Here is a 26,389-nt window from a genome sequence, read left to right on the forward strand (position 1 = left end):
AACGCTGCTAGGTCGTACAGACCTGACATGTGTCACGCTTTGCCAGCGAAATAGCACAATCCGTGCGGCGGATCTGGCGGTCTTCCTGGATGATGGATTGGGCCAGTTGTTCGCCTGCAATCTGCCCGATTGTGCGCGCGGGCAGGCTGATGGTGGTCAAGGCCGGTTCCATTTCTTTTGACCCTTTGAAATCGCCTATTCCGATGACCGACAAATCCTCTGGAACACTTAGGTTCAGGCGTCGTGCCGCATGGATGGCCCCCACGGCCAAGACGTCATTGCCACATAAAATGGCCGTGGGGCGTCTGTCGGCAGACAGCAGATTGATCACGGCGTCCTTGCCATCGGCGATGCTATAACGCGCCTGTTGGGTCCAGGACGGGGGCAGGTCGGAACAGTGCAGGGACAGGACCGAAAGCGCGCCGTCATGTCTGGCGCGCGCCCGGTCATTACCGGCAACAGGGGGGAAAACCACGGCGATTTCGCGATGCCCCAGATCGATGAGGTGCTGTGCTGCCAAACGGCCCGCCTGCCAATTGTCCGCCCCAACGCAGGAAAGCCGGGAGGCCGCATCATAGTTCCAAATGGTGATCGCCGGAATGGCCTGACTGTTGATCAATTGGTAGGTTTCGTCGCTGTGATCCAGCCCAATCAGGGCAACGCCATCCACGCGGTGTTCCAGAAACTTGCGCAGCACCGCATATTCGCGTTCGAGATCATAGCCATGGGACGCGACAAGGATCGTGAACCCGTGCGCATCCACGCTTTCGGAAAAAGCCTGTATCACTTCGGCGAAAATCGTATTGTCGATGGTCGGCAGTACAAGCCCTATTGTGCCACTGCGAATGCCATGCATGGTCTGCGCGGCCCGGTTGCGGATATAGCCCAGTTTGCGCACCGCGCGGTCGATCTTTTTACGAGTCGCAGGATTGACTAACCCGGGGTGATTGAAGCTGCGCGACACAGTGGAAATCGAGACCTTCGCGGCATTTGCAACCGCCACAATGTCAGCATTTTTTGATTTTTTATCAGTCATATACAGTGCCTAATTCATGCATTTTATGAAAACATTTGCAAAACTATTTTCATGCCTTAGCCTGAAAGGTCAAGAACGTCCTGACGGGAGGGGGCCTGAATGGAGTTTATCTATTATTTCGGTGATGTATTCACGCCGGTCAACTTTGCGTTGTTACTCTTGGGCACGATTGGCGGGCTTGTGCTTGGGGCCACGCCGGGTTTGTCCCCGACCATGGCCGTTGCCTTGCTGATCCCCTTCACCTTTCAACTGGACGCGACGCAGGGTCTGATTTTGCTGGGCGCAGCCTATACATCAACCGTTGCAGGCGGGGCAGTTTCGGCGATCTTGCTCAAGATTCCCGGCGCACCTGCCAATATTGCCACCACGCTGGACGGCCACACGATGGCGCAGAATGGTGAGGGGACCAAAGCCCTGCAACTTAGTTTTCTGTCTTCTGCAGTGGGGGGCATTTTCGGGGTCCTGCTGTTGATCTTTCTCACGCCCGTTCTGGCCAAATGGGCCCTGGCGTTCGGGCCTTCGCATCTGTTCTGGCTGGCCATTCTGGGGGTCACTGTCATCGGCACGCTCGACAGTAAATCCGTGGTCAAAGGACTGTTGTCGGGCTGTATTGGCCTGTGGCTGGCGACCATCGGGTTTGACGATATCATGGGCGCGCAGCGCTTTATTTTTCATGATGCGCTTGGGGGCGGGATTAACATTATCGCCGCGCTGATCGGGCTTTTCGCGATCCCGCAGGTCATTACCATGTTTGCAAAGGGGCGGCGGGATGACGGCACCGAAGTGCTGCAAGTGCAAAAGCATTCCGTAGTAGAGGCCATGCGCGCCTTGTTGAAATACCCGCGTGCGATGTTCATCGGCATGTCCACGGGGTCGATCATCGGCCTGATCCCCGGCGTCGGCGGGCAGATCGCCGGGCTGGTTGCCTATGATCAGGCCAAGAAGTTTTCGCCGGAGCGTGAGAAATTCGGCAAGGGCCACCCCGAAGGCGTGATTGCGGCTGAATCTGCCAACAATGCAATGGTCGGCCCCTCACTCGTGCCACTGTTGACCTTGTCTATTCCCGGCTCACCCACCGCTGCGGTGCTTTTGGGCGGTCTGCTGATCCATGGGATTTTCCCCGGATCGGACCTTTTTGACAATCACCCCGATGTCGCGTGGACCTTCATCAATTCGATGCTGATCGGGCAGGTGCTGATGTGCATCTTTGGCCTTTATGTTGCGGGATTTGCGGCGCGTGTCGCTCAGGTGCCGCAGTCGCTGATGGCGGCGGTCGTTCTGGGGCTTGCGCTCTTTGGCAGCTATTCGGTGCAGTCCAGCATGGGCGATGTCTATGTCATGGCGGCCTTGGGCATCATGATGTATTTTCTTGAGCGGTTCGGCTTTTCGGCGGCCCCTCTGGTGCTGGGTCTGATCCTTGGTCCGATTGCTGAATCCAACTTTATCCAAGGGTCGATGATTGCCAATGCCACCGATGGGCTGGGGCCTTATTTCCTGGGCGGTCCGCTGAACCTGTTCCTGATCGCCGCCGTGATTGCATCCATCGCTTATTCCGCATGGATGGAGGTCCGCAATCGTCGATATGTCTCGAAAGAGGAGATCATGGTATGAGCGACATCAATCTGCCGCGTGTCCAGCATATCGTCGCATCTGGCTGCGTTGTGGTAGTGGGCCTGTGGGTCACATACCTGAGCTATACACAACAACCGGCTGAGGCCTTTCTGTTTCCACGGCTGATTTCAACCGTCTTTGCCGTGCTGGCCATTTGGACATTCGTCAAGGCCTGCCTCGGGTGGACCAAGGTCGGGGCGGGTGTCTCGGGAGATGCCTTTATCCGCATGCTGCCGGGCCTCATCGTCGCGATTGTCTATATCTTCTGGGCCGCGAAAACGCTGGGGTTCTACACGGCCACGGCCATCGCCTTTTTCCTGCTGTTCAGCCTTTACGACCCGGCGCCGCATTCGCAGGTCAAGTCATGGGGTAAGCGCGTTTTCGCCACCGGCTGTTTCATTGCAGTCATGTACGGCCTCTTTGCCGTTCTTTTGAAAGTCTACACACCGCGTGAGGTCTTTTTCTAACGACAAACACGCGGATCATATAACCTTTAGGGAGGATTGAAGAATGAAGAAACTACTGGCAGGTGCGGCAATCGCGCTGATGGGAATGACGGGGGCCGCGCTTGCGGATGGGCATGAAAACTACCCCGACCGTCCGGTGATGATGATGGTGAGTTACGGCGCAGGCGGAGCGACGGACTTTCAGGCGCGTATCGTGACGATGACGTCGGGGAACGAGGACGCGCTGGGGATGCCGATTGCGATCCTGAACAAGCCGGGTGCCGGGGGACGCGTGGGCTGGAACTGGCTGGCGACGCAGGCGGATGCAGATGGCTACACATTGGGCGCTTACAACGTGCCGCATTTTATCGCGCAGTCTATCAAGGGCGGTGTCTCCTACAGCGTGGACAGCTTTGAACCGATTGCAAACTGGGGGGCGGACCCGGCGGTGCTGGTGGTCGGTGCAGACAGTGAATTCAACACGTTGCAGGACGTTGTTGATTTCGCCTCGGCCAATCCGGGCAAGCTGACAACCTCCGGTGCCGGGCTCTTCGTCGGCCACCATATCGCCGCGTTGCAAATGGAAAAAGCCGGTGACATGAAGCTGGCCTATATCCCGACAAAAGGCGGTGGCGCGGCGGCAATGAAAGCCGTGATCGCAGGCGAAGTTATGGCGGGCATCAACAACCTGTCTGACGCATTCCGTGCGCGCGAAGCGGGCAACGTCAAGATCCTTGCGGTCGCTGATCTGGAGCGCAACGAATTTCTGCCCGATGTGCCGACGATGATGGAAGCAGGACTTGATGTGGATAACGCTTCGGTCAATTTTCGGGGCGTGATGGTCCCAAAGGGTACACCGCAGCCGATCATTGACAAGTTGGCGGCAACAGTCCCCGCCATGTTCGAAAACAGCCGTGTGCAGGGTAAGATGCAGGCTGGCGGCTCGCCCATGAATGTCATGACCCGTGACGAGGTGCTCGAGATGTGGGCGCAGCGTCAGGAGACGCTGGCAGAATTGCTCGCCGGACTTTGAAAACGACTGTCCGCGCCTCTTGTCTGAGGCGCGGATCTTATACACCAGCAGGACGTCCAAGATGAATGCCCATGAAGACATTGGAGAAGTCGAAAGAACGGTGGCGCGCGCGCGTGCCGCCCAGCAGGAGTATGAGGCGAAGGGCTCGCAAGCGCGCTATGACCTGGCAGCCCAAGCCGCCGCCTGGGCCATTATGGAGCCTGCGCGCAACCGCCACCTCGCTGAACTCTCTGTGAAAACCACGGGCCTTGGGAATGTCGCCGACAAGATCACCAAGAACCATCGCAAAACGTTGGGTTTGATGCGGGACATTGCGGGTGTAAAGACGTTCGGCGCGGTTACACACAGTCCGGAAACGGGGATCACTGAGATCGCCCGCGCAATTGGAGTGGTGGGGGCGGTGGTGCCGTCGACGAACCCTGCTGCAACGCCTGCAAACAACATCATCAATGCGCTGAAATGCGGAAACGCGATTGTGTTGTCGCCGTCGCCCAAAGGGGTGCCCGCCTGTGAAACGCTGCTTGAATACGTCCATGCAGAATTCGCAAAGATCGGTGAAAATCCGGATTTGGTGCAGATGGTCTCGGCACCGGGATCCAAGGAAAAAACCCAGCGGCTGCTGGAGATCAGCGATCTGATCGTGGTGACGGGATCGCAAAACAACGTCCGGCGCGCCTATACCAGCGGCACGCCTGCATTGGCCGTTGGTGCGGGCAATGTTCCGGTCATTGTCGATGAAACCGCAGATCTAACGGCGGCAGCGCGAAAAATCGCGGCCTCAAAGACTTTTGACAATGCCACCTCCTGCAGCTCTGAAAATGCGCTTGTGGTGGTCGATGCCATCTATGACGCCTTCATGATCGAACTTGCAAAAGTTGGCGGCGCGCTGATCCGCGACGAAGACCGCATTGTGCAAAAGCTCTGGCCCAACGGTCATCTCAACCGCGCGGTGATTGCGCAGGATGCGGCACAAACAATCGCCGCTTTGGATGTTGAGGGAGATGTGCCAGCAGACACGCAGTTCATTCTGGTCGAAACCACTGGCATTGGCCCCGAGCACCCGTTGTCCGGGGAAAAGCTGTCACGCGTCGCGGCGCTTTATCGGGCTGACGACTTTGCGTCGGCTTGCGAAATAACGGCACAGATTCTGGCGCATCAGGGGGCAGGGCATTCGGTTGGGTTGCATTCGGCGCGGGATACCCGCGCGATCGAATTGGCAACAACCTTGCCGACCTGTCGGGTGATCGTCAATCAGGCGCATTGCTTTGCAACCGGGGGCGCTTTTAACAACGGCATGCCTTTTTCCCTCTCGATGGGATGCGGGTCTTGGGGCGGCAATTCCATTGACGACAATCTGCACTGGAAGCACTTCATGCAGACGGCAAAAGTCATCCGCGAAATCCCCGCGCGGGAACCCAGCGTGGCGGAAATTTTTGGCGAGTATTGGAAAGCCGCTGGCGCATGAAAACGGACCTCGAAGCGCCGCCTGCCGGGACGGTGCGCAACTGGCTTGATCATCGCGCGACGCAGGCAGGCACTGCCTTGGTGTTTTCACAGGATGAAACGGTTCTGTCGTGGCGCGCGTTGCGGGCAGAAGCCTTGCGGGTGGCATGGGTTTTGACGCGCAAAGGGGCGCGCAAAGGGGAAAGCATCGCGATCCTGCATCCGAACGGGCGCACGGGGCTGATCGCTCTTTATGGCGCTTTATATGGCGGGTTTCGCGCGACCATGGTCAATCTTGTGGCTGGCCGCGATGCCATCTCCTATGCGCTTGAGCATTCTGAAGCGCGTTTCGCCTTGGTTCACGAGGAGGCACAAGCGCTGTTTGACCTCGCCCGCCCTGACGGGATTGAACAGGTTGATTTGAACGCGGATCCGCCCGGTACACAGCTTCACAGCATCTGCGCGAGCGATCATGCGCTTTTGATGTACACCTCCGGGACGACGGGCCAGCCCAAGGGGGTTGTGCACACCCATGCAAGCCTTTTGGCCGGGGGCTGGACGGCCACCGTGGCCCATGACCTCAGCCCGCATGACCGGGGCCTTTGTGTTTTGCCGATTTATCATATCAATGGTCTGTGCGTCAGCGTGATGGGTGCGTTGGTGTCTGGCGGGTCACTGGCTGTGTGCCCCCGTTTCTCGGCGCGCAGTTTCTGGCAGGACGCCGCGCGCGCCGAGGCGACATGGTATTCCGTGGTGCCGACCATCATCAGCCATTTGCTGCACAGCCCGGCCGAACCGGATGCGGATACCAAAACGCGCCTGAGGTTCGGACGCTCCGCCTCCTCAGCGCTGGCGCCGGAAGTGCAGACGGCTTTTGAACAGCGCTTTGAGGTGCCGATCATCGAGACCATGGGGCTCACCGAAACGGCGGCGCAAATTCTGTCGAACCCCTTGCCGCCGGGGGTGCGCAAAATCGGCTCACCGGGGTGCGCTTATGGAAATCAGGTTGCTGTTCTGGATTCTGCGCACAAACCCTGCGCCCCCGGTGTCGAAGGTGAGATCGCGGTGCGAGGCCCAAATGTCATGCTGGAATACCTGAAGAACCCGCAGGCAACACAGGAAACCTTTGCGGGCGATTGGCTGCGCACTGGTGATTTGGGCCGCATGGACGCGGATGGGTATTTTTTCGTGACGGGTCGCCTCAAGGAATTGATCATCAAGGGCGGGGAAAACATTGCGCCGCGCGAAATAGATGAAGCGCTTTACGCGCATGGCGATGTCATTGAGGCAGCGGCGTTTGGCCGTCCGTGTCAAAGCTATGGTGAAACGGTGGAGGCTGCGGTCAAAGTGCGTGCAGGATCGCAGCTGTCGTCTGAGGATCTGATACAGTTATGCCAAGCGCGTCTCGGACCGTTCAAATCACCGGATCATGTGCATTTTCTGGATGATTTGCCCAAAGGCCCGTCCGGGAAAATTCAGCGCCGCAAGCTGCTTGAACTGATTGATACCCCCTAAGCGCAGCTTTTGCTGGAAACCGGGTTTATGCCGGGTGTATGACGCGCCTGCAGCTTTTGCATGTTTACGCCCTGAACGGAGACCCCGGTGATGAAACGCTCTGATGTCAATGAAATCGTGAAATACAGTGATGCCTTCATCCGCAGCTTTGGCTATATCCTGCCACCCTTTGCCTATTGGACGCCGGAGCAGATGCGCAGTGACGCGGCACAAATCCTGCGCGCGCGGGGGCTCGGGTGGGACATCACCGATTACGGTCAGGGTCGTTTTGACGAACTGGGGTTGTTTCTGTTTACCACCCGGAACGGTACGGCAGCGGATTTGGCGCAGGGCAGCGGCATGCTATACGCCGAAAAGATCATGATTTCGCGCGACAGGCAGCTGTCGCCGATGCATCGCCATAACATCAAGGCCGAGGATATCATCAACCGCGGCGGGGGTGATCTGGTGATCGAGCTTTTCCAGTCTGACCCAGAGGGCGGCATTGACCGCGATAGCCCCTTCACCGTGCCCTGCGATGGCATATCGCGCAGCTTTTTACCGGGCGCGCATTTGCGCCTCAAACCGGGAGAGAGCGTGACGCTAATGCCGGGCATCTGGCACGCATTCTGGGCGGAGAAAGGCGATTGTCTCATCGGTGAGGTCTCAACCGTGAATGATGACCGCACAGACAATGTGTTTGAGATGCCAATTGGTCGGTTTTCCAACGTGGAGGAGGACGAAGAACCGTTGCACCTGCTGGTTTCAGATTACCTGTAGGGGGCGTTCCTATAGGGTCGGATGTTGATCGCCGATCGCGCCGCGCGGAATAGAGACCGCCTTCAGAACTGCATAGACGGGCGTGCCCACTTGCAGGTTCAGCGCCTCGACGGACCTGCGCGTAATCCGCGCCAAAAGCAGGTTTTCGCCCGCCTTGATCTGCACAAGCGCGCCGGGACCATCGCCAAGGCGCAGCGTTGCAACCGTGGCGGGCAGAATGTTGAGGGCGGATATGGCATTGGGCTTTTCCGTGGCCAGCATCACGTCCTGCGCTTCGATCCTGAGGCGCAAGGTGCTGCCGACAGAATAGGCGGCGGCAGGCACCAGCAAGGGCAGGCCACCGGTTAACACCTCCGTCAGCCCGTCATTGTGCTGGGCCGTCACACGCGCCTGCACCATGACCCCCGCCGCTGTTGCCCCCAAAGGAGTGACGTCGGGATCGCTGAGAACCTCGCCGGCAGGGCCTTGCCGCACGACACGCCCGTCCTGCAGCACCACGATTGTGGTGGCGAGCCGGGCAACTTCGGTGCCTGCATGGCTGACGTATAGGATCGGGATGCCCAACGCGTCGCGCAGACGCTCGAAATAGGGCATGATTTCTTCTTTTCTGGCGTCATCCAGCGCCGCCAAAGGCTCATCCGCGAGGATCATCTGCGGGCTGGACAGCAGGGCGCGGCCAATGGCTACGCGTTGTTTTTCACCACCGGAGAGCCGGGCTGGGCGCCGGTCCAGAAGAGCGGCGATCCCCAGCATTTCGACAATCTGATCAAAATCGCTTTTTGGGGCTGATTTCGGTGCAAACCACTGGCCGTATTTCAGGTTTTGCCTTACGGAGAGATGCGGAAACAACCGTCCCTCCTGAAAGATATAGCCGATGCGCCGCTTGCTGGCGGGCAAATGCTGCCCGGTCTGGCTGTCAAACAAGGTTTGCGTTCCAATGGAAATATGGCCTTGATTTGGATGAAGAAGGCCTGCCAATGCGTTGACAATGGTCGTTTTCCCTGACCCTGATCGCCCGTACAACACGGTGATCCCGTTGGGTGCATCAAAGGATGCATCAAGGGTAAACCCCGCAAACGCGTGTTTCAGTGAGACAGCCAAGCTCATGATGCGCCGATCCGGGCGGCGACCCTGCGTGACAGGATTTCTGACAGTAAAAGAGCGCCCATTGCGATGACGATCGAAATCACGACCAGCCGAAACGCTGATCCTTCAGCCCCCGGAACCTGCAAGAAGGCATAGACGGCTGAGGGCAGGGTTTGTGTCTGGCCGGGAATGTTGGACACGAAAGTAATCGTAGCGCCGAACTCACCGATCGCCTTGGCAAAGGCGAGAATGCTGCCCGCCAGAACACCGGGCAGGATCAGGGGCAATGTGACGGTCAGATAGACCCACATCCGCGAGGCCCCAAGGGTTGCTGCGGCTTCTTCGAGCTTGGGGTCCACGGCTTCAATGGACAGGCGGATGGCGCGCACCATCAGCGGAAACGCCATGATTGCCGCCGCAAGCGCCGCACCCGTCCAGCGAAACGCAAAGACGATGCCGATCTGGGACAGCGCATAGCCGACAGGGGCCTGAATGCTGAATGTGAGCAGTAAAAGATATCCTGTCACGACGGGTGGCAGGATCAAGGGCAGATGTACGATGCCATTAAAGAGCTGTTTGCCGGGAAAACTGCCGCGCGCCAGCAGATGGGCCGTGAGCAAGGCAAAGGGCAGGCTGCACAGCGTGGCCCAGAAAGCGACACGCAGCGACAGTGCCACGGCGCTCCATTCCTGCGGGCTTAACCAGTCCATTGCACGCTCTAGTCTGCCTCCAATAGAAAACCCAATTCCCTGAATACCTTATCTGCCGCGTCACCGTTGAGATAGTCAAGAAAAGCCTCGGCCTGCGGGGATGTCGCCCTTTTTGTGAGCGCAACAGGGTAGATGATCGGTGGATGCGCGTGGGACGGGAAAATGGCGCGCACGCTCACTTTGTCATCGGCCAGCGCATCCGTGGCATAGACAATGCCCAGCGGAGCTGCGCCAAGCGACACCAACGACAAGGCAGCGCGCACGTTGTCGGTTTGCGCGACCATGGGGGCGACGTCGTCCCACAGGTCCAGCGCTTGTAACGCAGCCTTTCCGTATATCCCCGCCGGGACCGCATCGGTCAGCGCCATCGCCAGTCTGCCACCTGCCAGCATTGCGATCAGATCGGTATCGGCGGCGATGTCAAAGGCTGCTGCATCTGACGACGGGCCAATCAAAACCAGCCGGTTACCCACAAGATCAAAGCGTGTGGCCGGTTGTATCCAGTTGTTTTCCTCAAGATGTTTCATCCAGTCGGTGCTGGCGGATATAAAAACATCAGCCGGGGCACCAAACCCGATCTGCCGCGCCAGCGCGGAAGACCCGGCATAGGACGCCGCCACATCGATACCTGTGGCGCGTGTGAAGTCGGATGATATCTCGTCAATCGCTTCCTTCAGGCTCGCGGCCGCAAAAACCGTGATTTGCTCTGCGGCGGCAGGCAGGCTCGCTGCAGACCACAGTAAGGTCACCAATACCAAAGAGATGCGCCGCAAAATGTCAGACATGTGCCAGTCTTCCCGCAGCAGGATGCGAGGTGCAAGAGGCTTCGGTGCGTTGTGCCGTGATCTACAGGATTTCGCGGATCAGCAGGACACATCCGGATACGAGCGTGAGGCTGATCAGCAGTTGGCGGAAAAAAACATCGCTTATGCGGCGGAAAACCTGAATACCGATCTGTGCTGCGATTACTGAAACAGGAATTGCCAATAGCAGGAACGCAAGCGTTTGCGCAGTGAAGGCCCCGCGCAGGCCAAGCATGACCGCAGTGCCTGCAAGGATGACCAGATTAAAGGGTTGCAGCACCGCGCGCGTTTCCATTTTTGGCCAACCCCGGACCGAACACCACATCGTCGGCAATGCACCTGAAAGCGACGCCGCGCCGCCCAGAACACCGCCACAAAACCCCACCGTCGCATCAATGATTGGTGTTTTTTCGCGAATTTTTGGCAGGTTACTGCGCCATGTGAAATATCCCCCATAGAGGATCAAGAAGAAGGCAATGACCAGTTTGAGCACGCTCACGTCGATCAGGTGCAGGGACCAAACACCCAACGGTACGCCCAAACATCCCGGTACAATGAACCGCGCCAGACGGGCGGTGTTTTCCAGCATTGCATGGCGCACGACCCAGGCACCTTGCAACCCGCTGAAAATAGTGAGCGTTACGGTGACGGTCACGGCCTGAACAGGTGTCATCACCGTCAGGAAGAAGCCAAGGGCAAACAGGGCCGTACCAAAAGCGGCAAGCCCATTGATAAAGCCGCCCGCAGCAGCCCCAAGAACGATGTAAAAGACCTGTTCACCTGTCATGGTGTTTTATCGCCCCGGCATGACGCAAAAGCGCGGACGCATTATCGTGGTGCGTTTTCATACTGCGGATATGGGTCGCGGGAGGGCGCGCAGACACATAGGGCGATGCAGGGTTCAATGGGTTTCCAAACTTGGTGTAGGGCTCAGTCTCCTTGGCAGAACTGTGGAGTCAGCAAAAGCGCATTTGTAAAAACTGGCGGCAGTGCAGGGGCGAATGATTGCAGTCGCGCGGCGCATACCATAGTCTCGGCAAACCGAAGCGAGCATGGGCATTACGCGTAAGATGAACGATATTTTCGAGGGCTTGTCCGCCGCTTTCTGGCTTGTTGTGACGCTTGACCCGGATCTCATTGAAATCAGTTTGCGCTCTTTGGAAGTGACGTTGACCGCTCTGGTGATCGGCTCTGTTATTGCGTTGCCGCTGGGGACATTTCTGGCGATCCGTCGGTTTCGGTATCGGCGTCTGGTGATTTCGGTGTTGAATGCGCTGATGGGGTTGCCGCCGGTCGTGGTCGGGTTGATCGTGTATATTCTGTTGTCGCGTTCCGGTCCGTTTGGCGTTTTGGGCTTGTTGTTCACACCCACGGCGATGGTGATTGCTCAGGTGATCATCATCACGCCCCTGATCGCCTCGATCACCCATCAGGCGATGCGCGAGTTATGGGCGCAGTACCATGATCTGCTGATTTCGCTCGATACGTCGCAATGGCAACGTATCAAGACGCTGATCTGGGATGGTCGGCGCAATCTGTTGACGGCGTCCCTTGCAGGTTTCGGACGCGGGATCGGAGAGGTGGGTGCGATCATGATCGTCGGGGGGAACATCGATCATGCCACGCGGGTGCTGACCACGGCCATCGCACTTGAGACGGGCAAGGGGGATTTTGCCCTCGCGCTGGCGCTTGGGTTCGTGCTGATTGCGCTGGCGATTGGCATCAACATCAGCATTCACTGGCTGTCCCGGACGGAGCGTGAGGGCCAATGGTAAATACGATCCTGCCACTTGTGCTCAAAGATGTCTGCGTGCGGCGCCGTGGAAAGCGGCTGCTTGGGCCAGTTAGTCTGTCGCTTGCACCGGGGGGGTGCACGATCATTCTGGGTCCGAATGGAAGTGGCAAAACCACCCTGTTGAAAGTCATGCACGGCGTGGAACGCATCAGCAGCGGTGCGGTCGCATGGGCGGTGCCGGACCGCGAAGCGCAGCACCATCAGGGCTATGTGTTTCAGACACCCATCATGCTGCGTCGCTCCGTGGGGGACAATCTGCGCTATCCGTTGCAATTGCGCAAAACCCCACGCGCCGTGATCGAAGAACAGGTCAGCGACTGGGCGCGCAGGACCGGGCTGGAGGATCGGCTGATGCTTCCCGCGACGCGGCTTTCTGGTGGTGAAAAGCAGAGGCTCGCCTTGGGCCGGGCGCTGATCCGCCGCCCCGAAGTTCTCTTTCTGGATGAGCCTTGCGCCAACCTTGATGGCCCTTCCACCCGCGACATCGAAACCCTGTTGCTGGAGGCGCAGGAGGCGGGCACGCGGGTCATCATGACGACGCATAACTTTGGTCAGGCAAAGAGGCTTGCGAGTGATGCGATTTTTATGCTGAATGGCACCGTAAGAGAATCCGGGAAGGCGCAGGCATTTTTCGAAACGCCGCAGACGCCTGAATTACAAGCATTTTTCAGAGGGGATATCATCGGATGATACATCGGGTCTTATGTGTAATAAGCGTCGTGATGATGGCCAGCACCAGCATGGCAGAAGAGATGAAACTGGCCGTCACGACCTCCTTTGAAAATTCAGGACTGTCGGATGTCTTGTTGCCCGCGATCAAGGAAGATCTTGATCTGGACGTGCAATTGCTGGTGGTCGGCACCGGGCAGGCATTGCGGCTGGGAGAGGCCGGGGATGTGGATGCGATACTGGTGCATTCTCGCTCTGCCGAAGAGGCTTTTGTCGCGGATGGCTATGGCACGCATCGCCGGGAAATCATGTATAATGATTTTGTGATGATCGGCCCCTCTGACGATCCGGCGGCGATCGGCAATGCGGCTTCGGCCGTTGAGGCGCTGCAGAACATCGCCACCACCGAACCTGCCTTCGTCAGCCGGGGCGATGACAGCGGGACGCATAAAAAGGAACTCGCCCTGTGGCGTGATGCCGGGTTTGACGCTGAAACCTTCGGTGATTGGTACCGCGAAGTGGGCGCCGGTATGGGCGCGAGCCTGAACACTTCTGCCGGTCTCGGGGCGTATATTCTTGCGGATCGCGCCAGTTGGCTGAACTTTGGCAACAAGGCGGATCTGGCATTGCTTTATGCAGGCGATCCGGTGTTGTTCAACCAATATGCCTATCTGCCTGTGAACCCTGAGAAACACGCCCATATACGCAACGATCTTGCTATGGCGCTTGAGGGCTGGCTTACCGGCCCGCGCGCAGCGGACCTGATCAACGGCTATATGATCAACGGTGAAACGCTGTTCACGTTCAATGCGCAACCGAAATAGGCTTTAGTGCTGGTGCGGCTCTTCATCGAGGGAGCCGTGCACGGCAAACTGGTCTATGCCGGCATCTTGCGGCTCGATCATCCCATAGCTTTCCTTGACCCCTGCGGGGGTCAGTTCGCGCGTGATGGTGAGCAACGTGTTGGGCGGTTGATCTTCGCAAAGCTCGATCATCTGATCGATTTCATCAAAGGCTGTGCCCATCGCGGCCTCGACTGAGGGTGCGCCATAAATACTGACAAAGTGCTGCGCCAGCGATTTGGCCAGCGCGTCGCGTTCAAAAGGCTCGAGCGGTGCGACGGCCACAAAGGTCGTGCGCCCGAAGGTCTCAAGCCCCATCCAGCCATTGGTAAAGGCTTGGCGGGCCTTGCCCACCATATCCCCATCCGACCAGTTGGAGAATTCAAAGCCGCCGGACAGGCACCACTCGCCGGTTCGGGCCGGGCTGTGAAAGACGCGGGTATCGCTTTCGTCAAAATGGATGGCGCGTGCGAGTTTCATGGAACCTCCGTCAGAATATCAGTGATCGCAATGATCTGATTGCCGTCGTCATTGTGCAAGATCATCCCGAAGTCTTCGTCAACGCCTTTGAAGACACCCGCGATGTCACGCACTTGTGCTTCTTTTTCCAGACCGTGAACAAGTCCGGACCATTCGCTGTGAATAGCGCGCGGGCCATCCTCGCTCCAGCGGTTGATCCAGACCAATGTGTGGCGCACCCATGCTTCGAGCAGGGCAGGGGCCTCCACATCGCCGCATCCTTCGGAAATGAGCGCCGTCACGTCGGGCGTATTGCCGGTTTCGGCGCTGGCGGGCCAGATGGCCAGATCAAGGCCAACCACCATCCAGTCCGGCACCTGATCAGGACTGGCGGGCGAGGCAACCATCTTGAGCAGTCCAGCCGTGCCACCGTTGATCCTTATGCCGCCGGTCCAGTCCAGATGCACAGCGATCTCCGGGGGGGCCAGCGCGCCGAGTGCATTCTGAAACCCGATACCGCAAATCGGCAGCATGATCGCAGCCTTTCGCAGGGGGACCTCAGGGGCAAACACAAGCGCTGCGTGCAGGACATCGGCGCGCAAATCATAAGCGACCAACCCGGCGTCGCACCGGGCCTGTGCGCGGGCGCAGGCAAAGTGCAGCGGATCTTCGCCCCGGGTGTCCTCGCCGGTAAACAGGGGTGGAAATGAAAGAGGTGTCATGCTTTTCCGTCAGCAATAAGCCGCTTGGCAACGTCACGAAAGGCAGTGGCTTGCGGGCTGTCGGGTTTCGAGACGACGATGGGCGCGCCGCCATCTGCCGCCAGTCTGATATCAAGGTGCAGCGGTATCTCAGCCAAGAGCGGCACGCCAATTTTTTCGGCTTCTCTGGCGACACCGCCATGCCCGAACACATGTTCTTCGTGACCGCAGTTCGAGCAGGTATGTGTCGACATGTTTTCGATCATGCCCAATATCGGCGTGCCCAACTGGTTGAACATGTCAATGCCCTTGCGCGCATCCAGCAAAGCCACGTCCTGCGGGGTTGAGACGACGATTGCGCCATCCACCTGAAACTTTTGCGTCAGCGTCATCTGCACATCACCGGTGCCCGGCGGCAGGTCCACGATCAGCACGTCAAGCGCACCCCATTGCACCTGATTCATCATCTGCTGCAACGCGCCCATCAGCATCGGCCCGCGCCAGACGACCGCTTGGTCTTCGTTCTGCATCAGGCCAATGGACATCATCGTGACGCCATAGTTGCGCATGGGCAGGATAATTTTGCCATCGGGTGAGGCGGGTCTGCCCGACACACCCAGCATGCGCGGCTGGGATGGCCCGTAGACATCGGCGTCCAGCAAGCCCACGCGGCGACCCTCTGCCGCCAGCGCGCAGGCGATATTCGCCGACAGCGTGGATTTACCAACGCCGCCCTTGCCCGACGCGATGGCAAGAATGCGGTCGATACCCGGAATCTTCTGTGGCCCGGACGGTTCAGAAGACCGTTGCGGTTTGAGGTCGGGCGGGGCTGCGGGCGTGCTATGTGCGGTCATCAAGACCTGAACGGCGGATGCACCGAGGTCCTGCACGGCTTTCTCGGCCGCATCCTTTACCGCTTCGTAAGTCTTTACCTGTGAGGGGGAGACCTCCATCACAAAGCGTACGGCCCCCTTGTCATCAACGGTGAGCGCCTTGACCAGACCTGCGGCCACGATATCGCTGTCGGATATGGGGTCCGACACTGTTTTCAAAGCGGCCAGCACCGCATCACGTGTCAGGCTCATCAGTCTGAAGCGCCCGTGATCTGACCGCTCACCACATGCTCAATGTCCAGACCATCAACGGTCAGCACAACTTTGGCCTCATAGGTTTTTCCGGCAGTTTCACCCGCATTTCGCATGGCTTCTTCAATGGCCTGCTGCGAGGTCACGCCAACTTGTTTGAGGAATTTGCGCATGGACATGTTGAAATCTTCGTTCATTCTATCTCTCCTTGGTCGGGCTGGAATGCTTGACGGTTGTGTAAGGGGGCTTTTAGATGGAACCCAGAGGGAAAGCCAAAGGAACAGCCATTTGAAAGCCATTCTTGGGTCGTTTTGTGTCAGTATGATGTTGGCCTTCGGTGCGGTTGCACAGGAAAGCAACCTGCGACTGGCTGTGCCAGAAGTGCTGGAAGCCTCTGGTTTCATGCAGTTTCTGCTGCCGCGGTTTTCGCTCAAGACAGGCGTTCGGATTGATCGCGATGCCGCTGCGGATGATGCGGACATGCAGTTCGGGACGCAGGGCACTGCGGTCTTTGAGGGACTTGGCCAGACGTGGCATCTGTCGCATGCAGGCGACGGGCGGGCCGAAAGGTTTCTTGCATGGCTTCAGTCGGATTTGGGTATCCGCACGATCGAAAGCTACGCCAGCCCGCAGGGCGATGGGTTCACCGCGCCCAAAGAAGAGGTGGCAGTGGTTGAGGCGGTTGTTCTCGACGGGGATGTACTGGCTGGTGAAGCACTGTCGTTGTCGCTTTGTGGTCGGTGCCATGTGGTCAATGAAACGAACCGGATGAAGGGCATGGGCTCGACCCCGTCCTTTGCGCTGATGCGGTCGTTCAAAGACTGGCACACCCGTTTCGCGACATTCCATCTGCTCAAGCCACATCCCAGCTTTACCCAGATCGAAGGCGTCACAGCGCCCTTTGACGAAAGCCGCCCGTCGCCCATGGTGCCGATGTCGATGACGACGCAGGAGCTGGACGCAATCCTCGCCTATGTGTCCGGCATTGCGCCGGCTGATCTTGGGGCCCCGCTGAAGCATCAGTGATCCTTGCGCTTGCTCAGATAGTCTTCAGAGGTGCGCACGCGCGGGCGCTCTTTGCCTGCGAAGGGATTATCCGTTGCGTGAAACTGTGCCTGAATACGGCAGTTGTCGCACATCTGGATCATCCGGATCGTCTCGGGGCTGGAAAACATCGCGTGATTGCCTGCCAGTTTCTCCGTGATCCGCTCAACCGTGGATTTCACGCCGAAAAGGCTGCCGCAGTCGACACAGGCAAAGGGTTCTTCTTCGTGCACCACCTTTTGGGTGAAGGCAGCGTCCGTCAGGTCAAACTGCGGCTTGAGGGTGATCGCCTGTTCGGGGCAGATGTTGCTGCACAGACCGCATTGCAGGCAGGCATCTTCCTGAAACCGTAGCTGCGGATTGTCTGGGTTGTCGCCCAACGCACCAGAGGGGCACAAAGAAACACAGGACAGACACAGCGTGCACGCGTCGGTATCGACCAGTATCGCGCCATAGGGGGCCGCGTCCGGCAGTTCCAACACCTCTGCCTCTGGTCTGAGGGCCTTGGCGGCAAGCCGCGCGACCTGGCGGCGGCTGCCCAGTGGCAAAATCGGGTCCGCAACGGCAACGCCGTTTTCGGCGGCGTATAATGTGTCTGACAATGCGTCGGGGTCCGACAGGTCGAGGACACGGACGCTGTCTTGACCCGAAACCGCATTGGCAAGGGCCGCTTCGCTGGTGATCACGTCGCCTTCGGTTGTGGGGGCCAGAAGCACATTCACCGATGTAAAGCCGGTGGCGAGGGCCGCGAGCATTTCCGCGTGTCCGAAACCTGCCAGTGCTGAGACGTTCAACGGGATCACATCCGCAGGGAGCCCGCGTCCATGGCGCGCGCTGAGGGATATCATCTCAGTTCCGAACTCACCATCATGCACGAGCAAGCGCGGTGCATGTCCGCCCGCGTTTCGATAGGTGGTGGCAAGCGTGTGCAGTCTGCTGAAGACCGATCCGACGGGCGGCGCGTCATACGTAATCGCACCCGACGGGCAGAGTGCTGAACAAGCACCGCAGCCTGCACAGATCAACGGGTCGATCGCGACATGATCACCCGCAGATGTGATTGCCCCGGTTGGGCAAACATCAAGGCATTTTGTACAAGCTGACTGACCGGCCCGGGAGTGGGCGCAGATTGGTTCTTCCAGTCGAACGTAAAGCGGTTTTTCAAAGGTCCCGACAAGTTGCGCTGCGGCAAAAACAGCCTTGGCGACGGCGGGTGCGCTGCCGGGGTCCGCACGCAGGTATCCGTCCCGTTTCGCGGGGGCGGGGAAAAGGGATGTGCCACCAGACAAATCCAGAATGACATCGCAGGATGATCGTGCGGCGTCCCTGGGGTCTGTCCAGGTCGGGCTGCCGCGCCCTCCCGCGATCATCTGTTGAAAGCTGTCGATCCGCAGATCGAACTGGCCCAGACTGCCCTGCGCCCGTGCCAATCGCCCTGATACAATCTCAAAGACGGACGCCTGCTCAGCGTCGCCCGCTGTTGGTGTCAGAAGGGTGACCGCCAGTGTTGCGCTCAGATCGCGTGCTGCGCTCCAGGCCGCCTCGCTGTCCCCGATCACCAGACAGGTCCCGTGAGATACGATATCCAATGTTTTTTCTGACGGCACCGGCACAAGCGCCTCTGCTACGAGAGCGGCCATCTTTGGGGTAGGGTTCTCACCTGGTGCGGTCCAGCCCGCGCGATCGCGAATGTCGACAAAACCCGGCGTCTCTGCCTCCAACTCTTCGGCCAGTTCCGTAAAAAGCCGCGCCTGCTGCTGGCACGCTATGACAGCATCCCCGGACGTGATCAGCTTTGCGGTCTGTTCAATCTGGCTGCCGCATGCGTCGGAAAAAACTCTGGAGCAGGAAAAACCGGTCCCTGCTTCGAGAGCCGTGACATCAATAGACTGGCTGCCAAGGCAGTCGCATACGACAAGCGTTTTGGTCATGTCTTCCTCCGCAGGGCGCTGATTATTGCTGTTTTGGACGCGCGCTGCGGCATGATTACTCAGGATTACCCCCGCGCGCAAACCGGAATTCCAAGTGTTTTGACGAACTTAAGAGGGGTGCTGTGCAAAATCAGGGTATGTCAAAAATACTTGATTCAATGCAATATTTATAAACCGTAATGTTTTCAATTTGTTGGCTGAAAACAAAAAACGGCGGCATTCGGTAAATCACCCTCTGTGTACCCGCGTATGCAAGATTTTCCTAGGAACAGCGGCGTGATTTGATAAGGTGTAAGGGCAAGGGAACAGTGCGAGGTACCCTTTTGTTTGTGAACTATCCGAACGCTCAGTCAATGCGACTGGGAGTTGTCATGAGAAAAGCGCCCGGCGTGACCCGCTGGGTAAAGTGGTCTTGGAAGGCCATCGCGGTCTTGCCGGGTGCGGCAGACGCTGATTGGAAGCGTTTGCGCTCTGATGGGGACGTGACCGAGTATCATGCCGCAACCAAGGAGCTTTGGCTTTACGTGTCCGACACGGAGGCCTACGCGCATGAGTTCGGAACAGAGATGCCTTCAATTTACATTGTGCTGCGCCCGTCGAAGGCGTCCGGTGACGGGCAGTTGGACGTGATGCATGTCACCGTTTCACCCTACGAGGCGCAGGACTACTGCGATTCGGGCGAGGAGATTGTCGAGAAGGTGGCGATGCCACCAGCGGTCTATGCGTGGGTTCAGGATTTCGTTGAGAAATACCATGTCGAAGAGCCGTTTGTGAAACGGCGGCGCAACAAGCAGCGGGTGGATCGCAAAGATGATGGTATCGGTGATCGACGGATTGCGCAGGCAACGGATGTATACCGAGCGCCCGTCACGCAACCCCGTGAGGCCGCAGAATGAGCGGCAAGACAACGTTCTGGGCGCGCCGCCGCGCCGCCGTTCAGGCCGAGGCAGATGCGGAACTGCGCGCTGTTGAGGAAGCCGAAGTTCTAACCCGTGATGAAGCTTTGGCGGAGAGAGACGACGCCGAGGTTCTGGAGGAAATGGGCTTGCCCGATCCCGCCGGGATGCAAAAAGGCGATGACTTCTCAGCTTTCATGGCGCGTGATGTGCCCGAACATCTGCGCCGTCAGGCGCTGCGCACCCTTTGGCGCAGCAACCCCGTGCTGGCCTGTGTCGATGGTCTGAATGAATACGACGACGACTACCGTGCTGCGATGCTTTTGAACGAACCGATCAAGACGGCCTATCAGGTGGGCAAGGGCATGACGAAGCATATCGAGGAAATGCAACGTCAGGCAGATGCCAAGCTCGCCAAGGACTCTGCCGAAGAAGAAATAGAAATAGAAGAAGAACTGATTGCCGAGGCACGCGAACCAGACGTGACAATCGTGGACAGCGAAGAAGCCACGCCAGTATCAAGCGTGCAAGAAGAACAACCTACAGAACCGGAAGCTGCGGCACCCACGCCAAGACGCATGCGGTTTCAGTTTGAGGAGGCGAGCGCATGACCGCTTCCGCCCAACCCATTGAAGTCGATGCCGAAGACCGCCTGCGCGCGGATTTGTACAACTTCCTCGGTCTGCTGCTTGCACGTCCCGCGGATGAGATGCTGCTGGAACAAACGGCCGCATTGAGTGGCGATGAAAGCCCGCTGGGCGAGGCGATTGCGGGGCTGTCTCGTGTGGCAAAGGCAAGCAAGCCAAAGAGTGTTGAGCGTGAATTCAATGCGCTGTTCATCGGCTTGGGGCGCGGCGAATTGCTGCCCTACGCAAGTTACTATCTGACCGGGTTCCTGAATGAAAAGCCGCTGGCGCGGTTGCGTCAGGATATGGCGTCTTTGCAGGTGACGCGCGCGGACAATGTCTTTGAGCCCGAAGATAGTATCGCATCCTTAATGGAAACCATGGGTGGCTTGATCGTCGGCCGTTTTGGTTCAAAGGTCTCTTTGGATCAGCAAAAGACGTTTTATAACAACCATCTGGGCCCTTGGGCGACGCATTTCTTTACCGATCTGGAGGCCGCGAAGTCGTCGGTTTTCTACGCATCTGTCGGCGCGGTCGGGCGTGAATTCATGAGTATTGAACGCGAAGCATTTCGCATGACGGCAGGATAACCTGCACCACTGGGCAGGACGCTGCCCGAGACAAACGAAAGGAAGTGAAACATGGCTAAGAAAACGGAAGGCGAGGCAAGTCGTCGCGATTTTCTGAAACTGGCTGGGACAGCAGCACCGGCAGCAGTTGCTGCGGCTGCGGTCGGCGCAACATCCGCCGAGGCCGCCGAGCCCGATCTTGACCTGAACAGAATTCAGGACACCGCACACACGCGCGCTTACCTCGACAGCACGCGCTTTTGAAATCGCGCTTTCCGGTGCGGCGTGAGTTTCACGCACATCGGGATGCACGACAAACCTAGTAACCCAGCCACCTATTTGGGGCAGCAAGGGAGAGAAAAATGCTCAGGAAAAAGACCAATTCGGTCGGACAGCGGGCGGGACGCACAAGCATCCTCGCTGAAGGAACCTCATCATCTGTAGACCGTCGTGCGTTTCTGCGCGGCTCAGGCCTCGCCATCGGTGGTCTGGCTGCCATATCCGCAACGGGCGGATCTGTCACTCAGGCCTCCGCCGCAGCAAGTGTCACAGGCGCTGTTGAGCTGAAGAAATCGGTATGCACGCACTGCTCCGTCGGCTGCACGGTCATCGCCGAAGTCGCCAATGGTGTCTGGACAGGGCAGGAGCCCGGCTGGGACAGCCCTTTCAACCTTGGTGCGCATTGCGCCAAAGGGGCCGCGGTACGCGAGCACGCCCACGGTGAGCGTCGCTTGAAGTACCCGATGAAGAAAGAGAATGGCGAGTGGGTCAAAATCTCTTGGGAGCAGGCGATCAACGAGATCGGCGACGGCATGATGAAAATCCGCGAGGAAAGCGGACCGGATTCTGTCTACTGGCTGGGCTCCGCCAAGCACAACAACGAACAGGCCTATCTGTTCCGCAAATTTGCCGCCTACTGGGGCACGAATAACGTCGACCACCAGGCGCGGATTTGTCACTCGACGACCGTTGCGGGTGTGGCGAACACATGGGGCTACGGCGCCATGACCAACAGCTACAACGACATGCACAATTCGCGGGCGATGTTCCTTATTGGTGGCAATCCTGCCGAAGCGCACCCTGTGTCGCTGTTGCACATGCTGAAAGCCAAAGAGCAGAACAACGCGCCGTTGATCGTGTGCGATCCGCGCTTTACGCGCACGGCGGCCCATGCGGATGAATATGTCCGTTTCCGTCCGGGATCGGACGTGGCTCTGGTCTGGGGTATCCTGTACCACATCTTTGAAAACGGTTGGGAAGACAAGGAATTCATCCGCACCCGCGTCTGGGGCATGGATGAGATTAAGAAAGAAGTCGCCAAGTGGAACCCTGAAGAGGTTGAGCGCGTCACCGGTGCCCCCGGCAGCCAGCTCAAGCGCGTTGCGCGGACGCTCGCGAACAACCGTCCCGGCACCGTGATCTGGTGCATGGGTGGTACGCAGCACACCAATGGGAATAACAATACGCGTGCGTATTGCATCCTGCAGCTTGCGCTTGGCAACATGGGCACAGCGGGTGGCGGTACGAACATCTTCCGCGGCCACGACAACGTTCAGGGCGCCACGGACCTTGGTGTTCTGGCGAATACACTGCCGGGCTACTATGGTCTGTCCGATGGGTCCTGGGCGCATTGGGCACGGGTCTGGGATGAGGATCTGGACTGGCTCAAGGGTCGTTTCTCGGACGCCGAGTTTGACGGCAAGAAGATGATGAACCAGACCGGTATCCCGGTGTCACGCTGGATTGATGGCGTGCTTGAAGATGCTGAGAACATGGACCAGCCGGACAACACCCGCGCCATGGTTCTGTGGGGCCATGCGCCAAACTCTCAGACCCGCATGAAAGAGATGAAGACGGCGATGGAGAAGCTCGACATGCTGGTCGTGGTCGATCCATTCCCGACCGTGTCTGCGGTTTTGCAGGACCGTCAAGATGGCGTCTATCTGCTGCCTGCGGCCACGCAGTTTGAAACGCGCGGCTCTGTCACGGCGTCCAACCGGTCCTTGCAGTGGCGCGAGAAGATCATGGAACCGCTGTTTGAATCCAAGACGGATCACGAGATCATCGCGATGTTCTCGGAAAAGTTCGGGTTCAAGGACCGCATCTTCCGCAACATCGGTTTTGAAGGCAATGAACCGATCATCGAAGACATCACCCGCGAGTTCAACAGCGGCATGTGGACCATCGGCTATACCGGCCAAAGCCCGGAGCGCCTGAAACTGCACATGGCGAACCAGCATACCTTTGACCGCACAACACTGCGTGCGGTTGGTGGACCGGCAGATGGCGATTTCTACGGCATGCCATGGCCTTGCTGGGGCACGCCCGAGATGAACCACCCCGGAACGGCGAACCTCTATGATATGTCCATTCCGGTGGCCGAAGGCGGTCTTGCCTTCCGTGCGCGCTTTGGCGTGGAGCGGGACGGTGACAACCTGCTGGCAGAAGGGGTGTCCAACCCCGGTGCGGAAATTCAGGACGGATATCCCGAATTCACCATGCAGATGTTGATGGATCTTGGCTGGGACGGTGATCTCACGGCAGACGAACGTGCGGCCATCGACGCCGTGGCAGGGCCTAAAACCAACTGGAAAACCGACCTTTCGGGCGGCATCCAGCGGGTCGCGATCAAGCATGGCTGTGCGCCCTTCGGGAATGCCAAGGCCCGCGCGGTCGTCTGGACCTTCCCCGATCCGGTGCCAATCCACCGCGAAGCGCTTTATACCAACCGTCGCGATCTGGTGGCTGATTATCCGACCTATGAGGATAAAAAGTTCTGGCGCCTGCCGACCATGTACAAGTCCATTCAGGATCAGGATTTCTCCAAGGAGTATCCAATGGTGCTGACCTCCGGTCGATTGGTCGAATATGAAGGGGGCGGGGATGAGACACGTTCCAACCCATGGCTGGCTGAGCTTCAGCAGGACATGTTCGTTGAGGTCAACACGCGTGATGCCAACAACCTTGGCATTCGTGATGGCTCAGACGTTTGGGTCGAGGGGCCCGAAGGGGGCAAGGTCAAAGTGAAGGCCCTGATCACCGAACGGGTCGAATCCGGCGTGGCCTTCATGCCATTCCACTTTGGCGGACATATGGAAGGTGTGGATCTGCGGGACAAATACCCCGAAGGTGCCGATCCCTATGTATTGGGTGAATCCACCAACACCGCACAGACCTATGGCTATGACAGCGTAACCCAGATGCAAGAGACGAAAGCCACTCTTTGCAAAATCTGGGCAGCATAAGGGAGGACATGAACAATGGCCGCTAGAGCAAAATTTCTCGTCGACGCTGAACGCTGCATTGAATGCAACGCCTGCGTTACCGCCTGTAAGAACGAGCACGAAGTGCCGTGGGGCATCAACCGCCGGAAGGTCGTCACCCTGAATGACGGCAAGCCGGGTGAACGGTCGATCTCCGTTGCCTGCATGCACTGTTCGGACGCGCCGTGTATGGCCGTCTGTCCGGTGGATTGTTTCTACCAGAACGAAGAGGGCGTGGTCCTGCACTCAAAGGACCTCTGCATCGGCTGCGGGTACTGCTTTTACGCATGCCCCTTCGGCGCGCCTCAGTTCCCGCAGGCGGGCAACTTCGGATCCCGTGGCAAGATGGACAAATGTACCTTCTGCGCCGGTGGCCCCGAAGAAAACCACTCCACCGCCGAATTCCAGAAGTATGGCCGCAACCGGATCGCGGAAGGCAAACTGCCGATCTGCGCCGAGATGTGCGCCACCAAAGCGCTTCTGGCCGGTGACGGCGATGTGGTCGCGGGCATCTACCGCGAGCGTGTCGTGGCGCGTGGCTTTGGCTCCGGCGCATGGGGCTGGGGAACAGCATACGACCAAAAAGGCGGCTGATAGGCCCCTTTGTCGCACTAACTTACAGGGGGCGGTTCTTTTGAGGGCCGCCCCTCGCTATCTTGGATAGGATAAACACATGCTGCGTTTGATCTACGCTTTGCTGATCACTTTTTCCCTTTGCCTGCCTGCGTTCGCACAGGAAGCGCCTGTTGCTGAAACCGACCGCTCTGCGACCGGGGGGGCAACAACGCTCGAAGACATCATGAAGCGTCAGGAAGGCCAGAAAGTCGGGAATGAATTCCGCAGCGGTCTGACCGGGAACCCCGCTGCGGCAAAACCGACGACGGACCAGCTCGGCACGCTTGGCGGCGCGTCTGATCCTGACCTGTGGCGCGCGTTGCGCTTTGACAGCGCCGATATCACCACGCAGGTGCAACACCCCGCAGCGACGGTTCTCATTCAGGACACCGGCATGTGGTGGTTGCAGTTTCGTGAGGGGCCGCTGTCGACCTACGGCTTTGGCCTGATACTGGTCACCATGGCGTCGCTGGTGTTGTTCTACCTGATCCGTGGGCGCATCCGCATTGACGGGGAAAAAACGGGCAGAACGATCCTGCGCTTCAAGTCGATTGAGCGTTTTGCCCATTGGCTTCTGGCCGGGTCGTTCATTCTCCTGGGTCTTACAGGAGTGATATCGCTTTTGGGGCGCAAATTTCTCATCCCGGCCTTGGGGCCAGAGGCGTTTTCGACCATCGCGATCGGCGCGAAATGGATCCATAATAACGTGTCATGGGCCTTTATGCTGGCCATCGTGATGATCTTTTTCCTCTGGGTCGTGCATAATCTGCCGCACCGCTCAGACATCTACTGGCTGCGCAAGGGTGGCGGTATATTTGGTGGTGGGCATCCGCCGGCCAAAAAGTTCAACGCCGGCCAGAAGTTCATTTTCTGGTCCGTGATCGTCTTGGGTGGCTCTATCTCAGCCTCCGGTTTGTCTTTGTTGTTCCCGTTCGAGTTGCCAATGTTTGCCGCGACTTTTGCCAAGCTGAATGACTTTGGCATCCCTCAGTTGATCGGGTTGGGCGAATTGAACACAAACCTCGCGCCGCATACGGAAATGCAATACGCGCAGCTCTGGCATTCTATCATCAGCTTCGTCCTCTTTGCGATTGTGATTGCGCATATCTACATCGGGTCGGTCGGCATGGAAGGTGCCTATGACGCCATGGGGTCCGGAGAGGTAGAAGAGCAATGGGCACGTGAGCACCACAGCCTGTGGGTCGAAGAAGTCAAAGCCAAAGAAGCGCAAGCGGGGAGGTCGTCATGAGAGAGATTTTCCTCGCCTTTGCGACGATGGGTGTGATCGCGTTCACGGCCAGCTACGTTTTGCCGGAATTGGGGTTTTCTTCGCAGGCCCAGACAACAGGCGACGCCGTCCGTCTGGACTGAAGATGCGTGTTCTATAGCATTTCAAGTTTAACTTGAGGTAGTGCATAACACGTTTCGCGTTCGACCGCAGGGAGAGGCCGC

The 26,389-nt window shown here is 58.3% G+C and carries 28 protein-coding genes; 18 read left to right on the forward strand and 10 right to left on the reverse strand.

Features of this window, described 5'->3' with window-relative positions; genetic code table 11:
- Positions 1-7: 7 nt before the first annotated feature.
- Entirely contained in the window at positions 8-1,036 is a 1,029-nt protein-coding gene (locus K5Q35_RS02455; protein WP_220798307.1) for a LacI family DNA-binding transcriptional regulator, read from the reverse strand.
- A 99-nt stretch (positions 1,037-1,135) separates the two neighbouring features.
- Between K5Q35_RS02455 and K5Q35_RS02460 the strand changes: the two genes are divergently transcribed.
- The 6 genes from K5Q35_RS02460 (at position 1,136) to K5Q35_RS02485 (ending at position 7,843) form a co-directional block, all read left to right on the forward strand.
- Entirely contained in the window at positions 1,136-2,647 is a 1,512-nt protein-coding gene (locus K5Q35_RS02460; RefSeq protein ID WP_220798308.1) for a tripartite tricarboxylate transporter permease, read from the forward strand.
- Complete coding sequence (locus K5Q35_RS02465) at positions 2,644-3,114, forward strand: tripartite tricarboxylate transporter TctB family protein (protein WP_220798309.1); 471 nt, start codon at positions 2,644-2,646, stop codon at positions 3,112-3,114. The genes K5Q35_RS02460 and K5Q35_RS02465 overlap by 4 nt, the downstream gene beginning before the upstream one ends.
- A gap of 43 nt (positions 3,115-3,157) precedes the next feature.
- Positions 3,158-4,126 carry a tripartite tricarboxylate transporter substrate binding protein gene (locus K5Q35_RS02470; RefSeq protein WP_220798310.1) on the forward strand — a complete coding sequence of 323 codons (969 nt, stop codon included), beginning with the start codon at positions 3,158-3,160 and terminating at the stop codon, positions 4,124-4,126.
- 61 nt (positions 4,127-4,187) lie between these two features.
- Positions 4,188-5,591: an aldehyde dehydrogenase family protein gene (locus tag K5Q35_RS02475; protein ID WP_220798311.1), complete on the forward strand. Its 1,404-nt coding sequence runs from the start codon at positions 4,188-4,190 to the stop codon at positions 5,589-5,591.
- Positions 5,588-7,084, forward strand: coding sequence for an AMP-binding protein (locus K5Q35_RS02480; protein ID WP_220798312.1), 1,497 nt, complete (start codon positions 5,588-5,590; stop codon positions 7,082-7,084). The genes K5Q35_RS02475 and K5Q35_RS02480 overlap by 4 nt, the downstream gene beginning before the upstream one ends.
- 90 nt (positions 7,085-7,174) lie before the next feature.
- Complete coding sequence (locus K5Q35_RS02485; protein WP_220798313.1) at positions 7,175-7,843, forward strand: D-lyxose/D-mannose family sugar isomerase; 669 nt, start codon at positions 7,175-7,177, stop codon at positions 7,841-7,843.
- 9 nt (positions 7,844-7,852) lie between these two features.
- Here K5Q35_RS02485 and modC read toward each other — a convergent pair whose 3' ends face one another.
- From modC to K5Q35_RS02505, 4 genes are all read right to left on the reverse strand, one after another.
- Entirely contained in the window at positions 7,853-8,950 is a 1,098-nt protein-coding gene (gene modC / locus K5Q35_RS02490) for a molybdenum ABC transporter ATP-binding protein (protein ID WP_220798314.1), read from the reverse strand.
- Positions 8,947-9,639, reverse strand: a complete 693-nt coding sequence (gene modB / locus K5Q35_RS02495; RefSeq protein ID WP_220798315.1) for a molybdate ABC transporter permease subunit — start codon at positions 9,637-9,639, stop codon at positions 8,947-8,949. The genes modC and modB overlap by 4 nt, the downstream gene beginning before the upstream one ends.
- An 8-nt stretch (positions 9,640-9,647) precedes the next feature.
- Entirely contained in the window at positions 9,648-10,424 is a 777-nt protein-coding gene (gene modA / locus K5Q35_RS02500; RefSeq protein WP_220798316.1) for a molybdate ABC transporter substrate-binding protein, read from the reverse strand.
- Positions 10,425-10,485: 61 nt separating this feature from the next.
- Positions 10,486-11,229, reverse strand: a complete 744-nt coding sequence (locus tag K5Q35_RS02505; protein ID WP_220798317.1) for a sulfite exporter TauE/SafE family protein — start codon at positions 11,227-11,229, stop codon at positions 10,486-10,488.
- Between the two features lie 283 nt (positions 11,230-11,512).
- Here K5Q35_RS02505 and K5Q35_RS02510 point away from each other — a divergent pair, with 283 nt between their 5' ends.
- Genes K5Q35_RS02510 through K5Q35_RS02520 form a run of 3 tightly spaced genes read left to right on the forward strand, consistent with a single transcriptional unit; the run spans position 11,513 to position 13,730 of the window.
- Positions 11,513-12,217, forward strand: a complete 705-nt coding sequence (locus K5Q35_RS02510) for an ABC transporter permease (RefSeq protein WP_044025571.1) — start codon at positions 11,513-11,515, stop codon at positions 12,215-12,217.
- Complete coding sequence (locus tag K5Q35_RS02515; protein WP_220798318.1) at positions 12,211-12,927, forward strand: ATP-binding cassette domain-containing protein; 717 nt, start codon at positions 12,211-12,213, stop codon at positions 12,925-12,927. Before K5Q35_RS02510 ends, K5Q35_RS02515 begins: the two co-directional genes overlap by 7 nt.
- Complete coding sequence (locus K5Q35_RS02520; RefSeq protein WP_220798319.1) at positions 12,924-13,730, forward strand: substrate-binding domain-containing protein; 807 nt, start codon at positions 12,924-12,926, stop codon at positions 13,728-13,730. The genes K5Q35_RS02515 and K5Q35_RS02520 overlap by 4 nt, the downstream gene beginning before the upstream one ends.
- 3 nt (positions 13,731-13,733) lie before the next feature.
- Here K5Q35_RS02520 and K5Q35_RS02525 read toward each other — a convergent pair whose 3' ends face one another.
- Genes K5Q35_RS02525 through K5Q35_RS02540 form a run of 4 tightly spaced genes read right to left on the reverse strand, consistent with a single transcriptional unit; the run spans position 13,734 to position 16,190 of the window.
- Entirely contained in the window at positions 13,734-14,228 is a 495-nt protein-coding gene (locus K5Q35_RS02525) for a DUF6505 family protein (protein ID WP_013961460.1), read from the reverse strand.
- A complete protein-coding gene (locus tag K5Q35_RS02530) occupies positions 14,225-14,929 on the reverse strand; it encodes a biotin/lipoate--protein ligase family protein (protein ID WP_220798320.1) in 705 nt (234 codons plus the stop codon). The genes K5Q35_RS02525 and K5Q35_RS02530 overlap by 4 nt, the downstream gene beginning before the upstream one ends.
- Positions 14,926-15,993 carry an Mrp/NBP35 family ATP-binding protein gene (locus K5Q35_RS02535; protein WP_220798321.1) on the reverse strand — a complete coding sequence of 356 codons (1,068 nt, stop codon included), beginning with the start codon at positions 15,991-15,993 and terminating at the stop codon, positions 14,926-14,928. The genes K5Q35_RS02530 and K5Q35_RS02535 overlap by 4 nt, the downstream gene beginning before the upstream one ends.
- Positions 15,993-16,190 (reverse strand): DUF6494 family protein, encoded by a 198-nt coding sequence (locus K5Q35_RS02540; RefSeq protein ID WP_013961463.1) that lies wholly within the window; start codon positions 16,188-16,190, stop codon positions 15,993-15,995. The genes K5Q35_RS02535 and K5Q35_RS02540 overlap by 1 nt, the downstream gene beginning before the upstream one ends.
- A gap of 91 nt (positions 16,191-16,281) precedes the next feature.
- Between K5Q35_RS02540 and K5Q35_RS02545 the strand changes: the two genes are divergently transcribed.
- Positions 16,282-17,019: a hypothetical protein gene (locus K5Q35_RS02545; protein WP_220798322.1), complete on the forward strand. Its 738-nt coding sequence runs from the start codon at positions 16,282-16,284 to the stop codon at positions 17,017-17,019.
- Here K5Q35_RS02545 and K5Q35_RS02550 read toward each other — a convergent pair.
- On the reverse strand, positions 17,013-18,968 hold the full coding sequence (locus tag K5Q35_RS02550) for a 4Fe-4S binding protein (protein ID WP_220798323.1): 1,956 nt from the start codon (positions 18,966-18,968) through the stop codon (positions 17,013-17,015). The genes K5Q35_RS02545 and K5Q35_RS02550 overlap by 7 nt on opposite strands.
- Before the next feature lie 371 nt (positions 18,969-19,339).
- Between K5Q35_RS02550 and K5Q35_RS02555 the strand changes: the two genes are divergently transcribed.
- From K5Q35_RS02555 to K5Q35_RS22580, 8 genes are all read left to right on the forward strand, one after another.
- Positions 19,340-19,864, forward strand: a complete 525-nt coding sequence (locus K5Q35_RS02555) for a DUF3305 domain-containing protein (RefSeq protein ID WP_220798324.1) — start codon at positions 19,340-19,342, stop codon at positions 19,862-19,864.
- On the forward strand, positions 19,861-20,475 hold the full coding sequence (locus tag K5Q35_RS02560) for a DUF3306 domain-containing protein (protein WP_220798325.1): 615 nt from the start codon (positions 19,861-19,863) through the stop codon (positions 20,473-20,475). The genes K5Q35_RS02555 and K5Q35_RS02560 overlap by 4 nt, the downstream gene beginning before the upstream one ends.
- Positions 20,472-21,080, forward strand: a complete 609-nt coding sequence (locus K5Q35_RS02565) for a molecular chaperone (protein WP_013961468.1) — start codon at positions 20,472-20,474, stop codon at positions 21,078-21,080. Before K5Q35_RS02560 ends, K5Q35_RS02565 begins: the two co-directional genes overlap by 4 nt.
- Positions 21,081-21,131: 51 nt before the next feature.
- Positions 21,132-21,323 carry a hypothetical protein gene (locus K5Q35_RS02570; protein ID WP_011569038.1) on the forward strand — a complete coding sequence of 64 codons (192 nt, stop codon included), beginning with the start codon at positions 21,132-21,134 and terminating at the stop codon, positions 21,321-21,323.
- A 98-nt stretch (positions 21,324-21,421) separates the two neighbouring features.
- Complete coding sequence (locus K5Q35_RS02575; protein ID WP_220798326.1) at positions 21,422-24,304, forward strand: formate dehydrogenase subunit alpha; 2,883 nt, start codon at positions 21,422-21,424, stop codon at positions 24,302-24,304.
- A gap of 15 nt (positions 24,305-24,319) precedes the next feature.
- The gene (gene fdh3B / locus K5Q35_RS02580) at positions 24,320-24,916 is read left to right on the forward strand and encodes a formate dehydrogenase FDH3 subunit beta (RefSeq protein WP_011569036.1); all 597 of its coding nucleotides are present in this window, start codon (positions 24,320-24,322) and stop codon (positions 24,914-24,916) included.
- Positions 24,917-24,995: 79 nt separating this feature from the next.
- Positions 24,996-26,186, forward strand: a complete 1,191-nt coding sequence (locus tag K5Q35_RS02585) for a formate dehydrogenase subunit gamma (RefSeq protein ID WP_220798327.1) — start codon at positions 24,996-24,998, stop codon at positions 26,184-26,186.
- On the forward strand, positions 26,183-26,308 hold the full coding sequence (locus K5Q35_RS22580; RefSeq protein WP_259650436.1) for a hypothetical protein: 126 nt from the start codon (positions 26,183-26,185) through the stop codon (positions 26,306-26,308). Before K5Q35_RS02585 ends, K5Q35_RS22580 begins: the two co-directional genes overlap by 4 nt.
- Positions 26,309-26,389 lie beyond the last annotated feature (81 nt).

The sequence above is a fragment of the Roseobacter sp. OBYS 0001 genome, from assembly GCF_019654895.1.
GTDB lineage: Bacteria > Pseudomonadota > Alphaproteobacteria > Rhodobacterales > Rhodobacteraceae > Roseobacter > Roseobacter litoralis.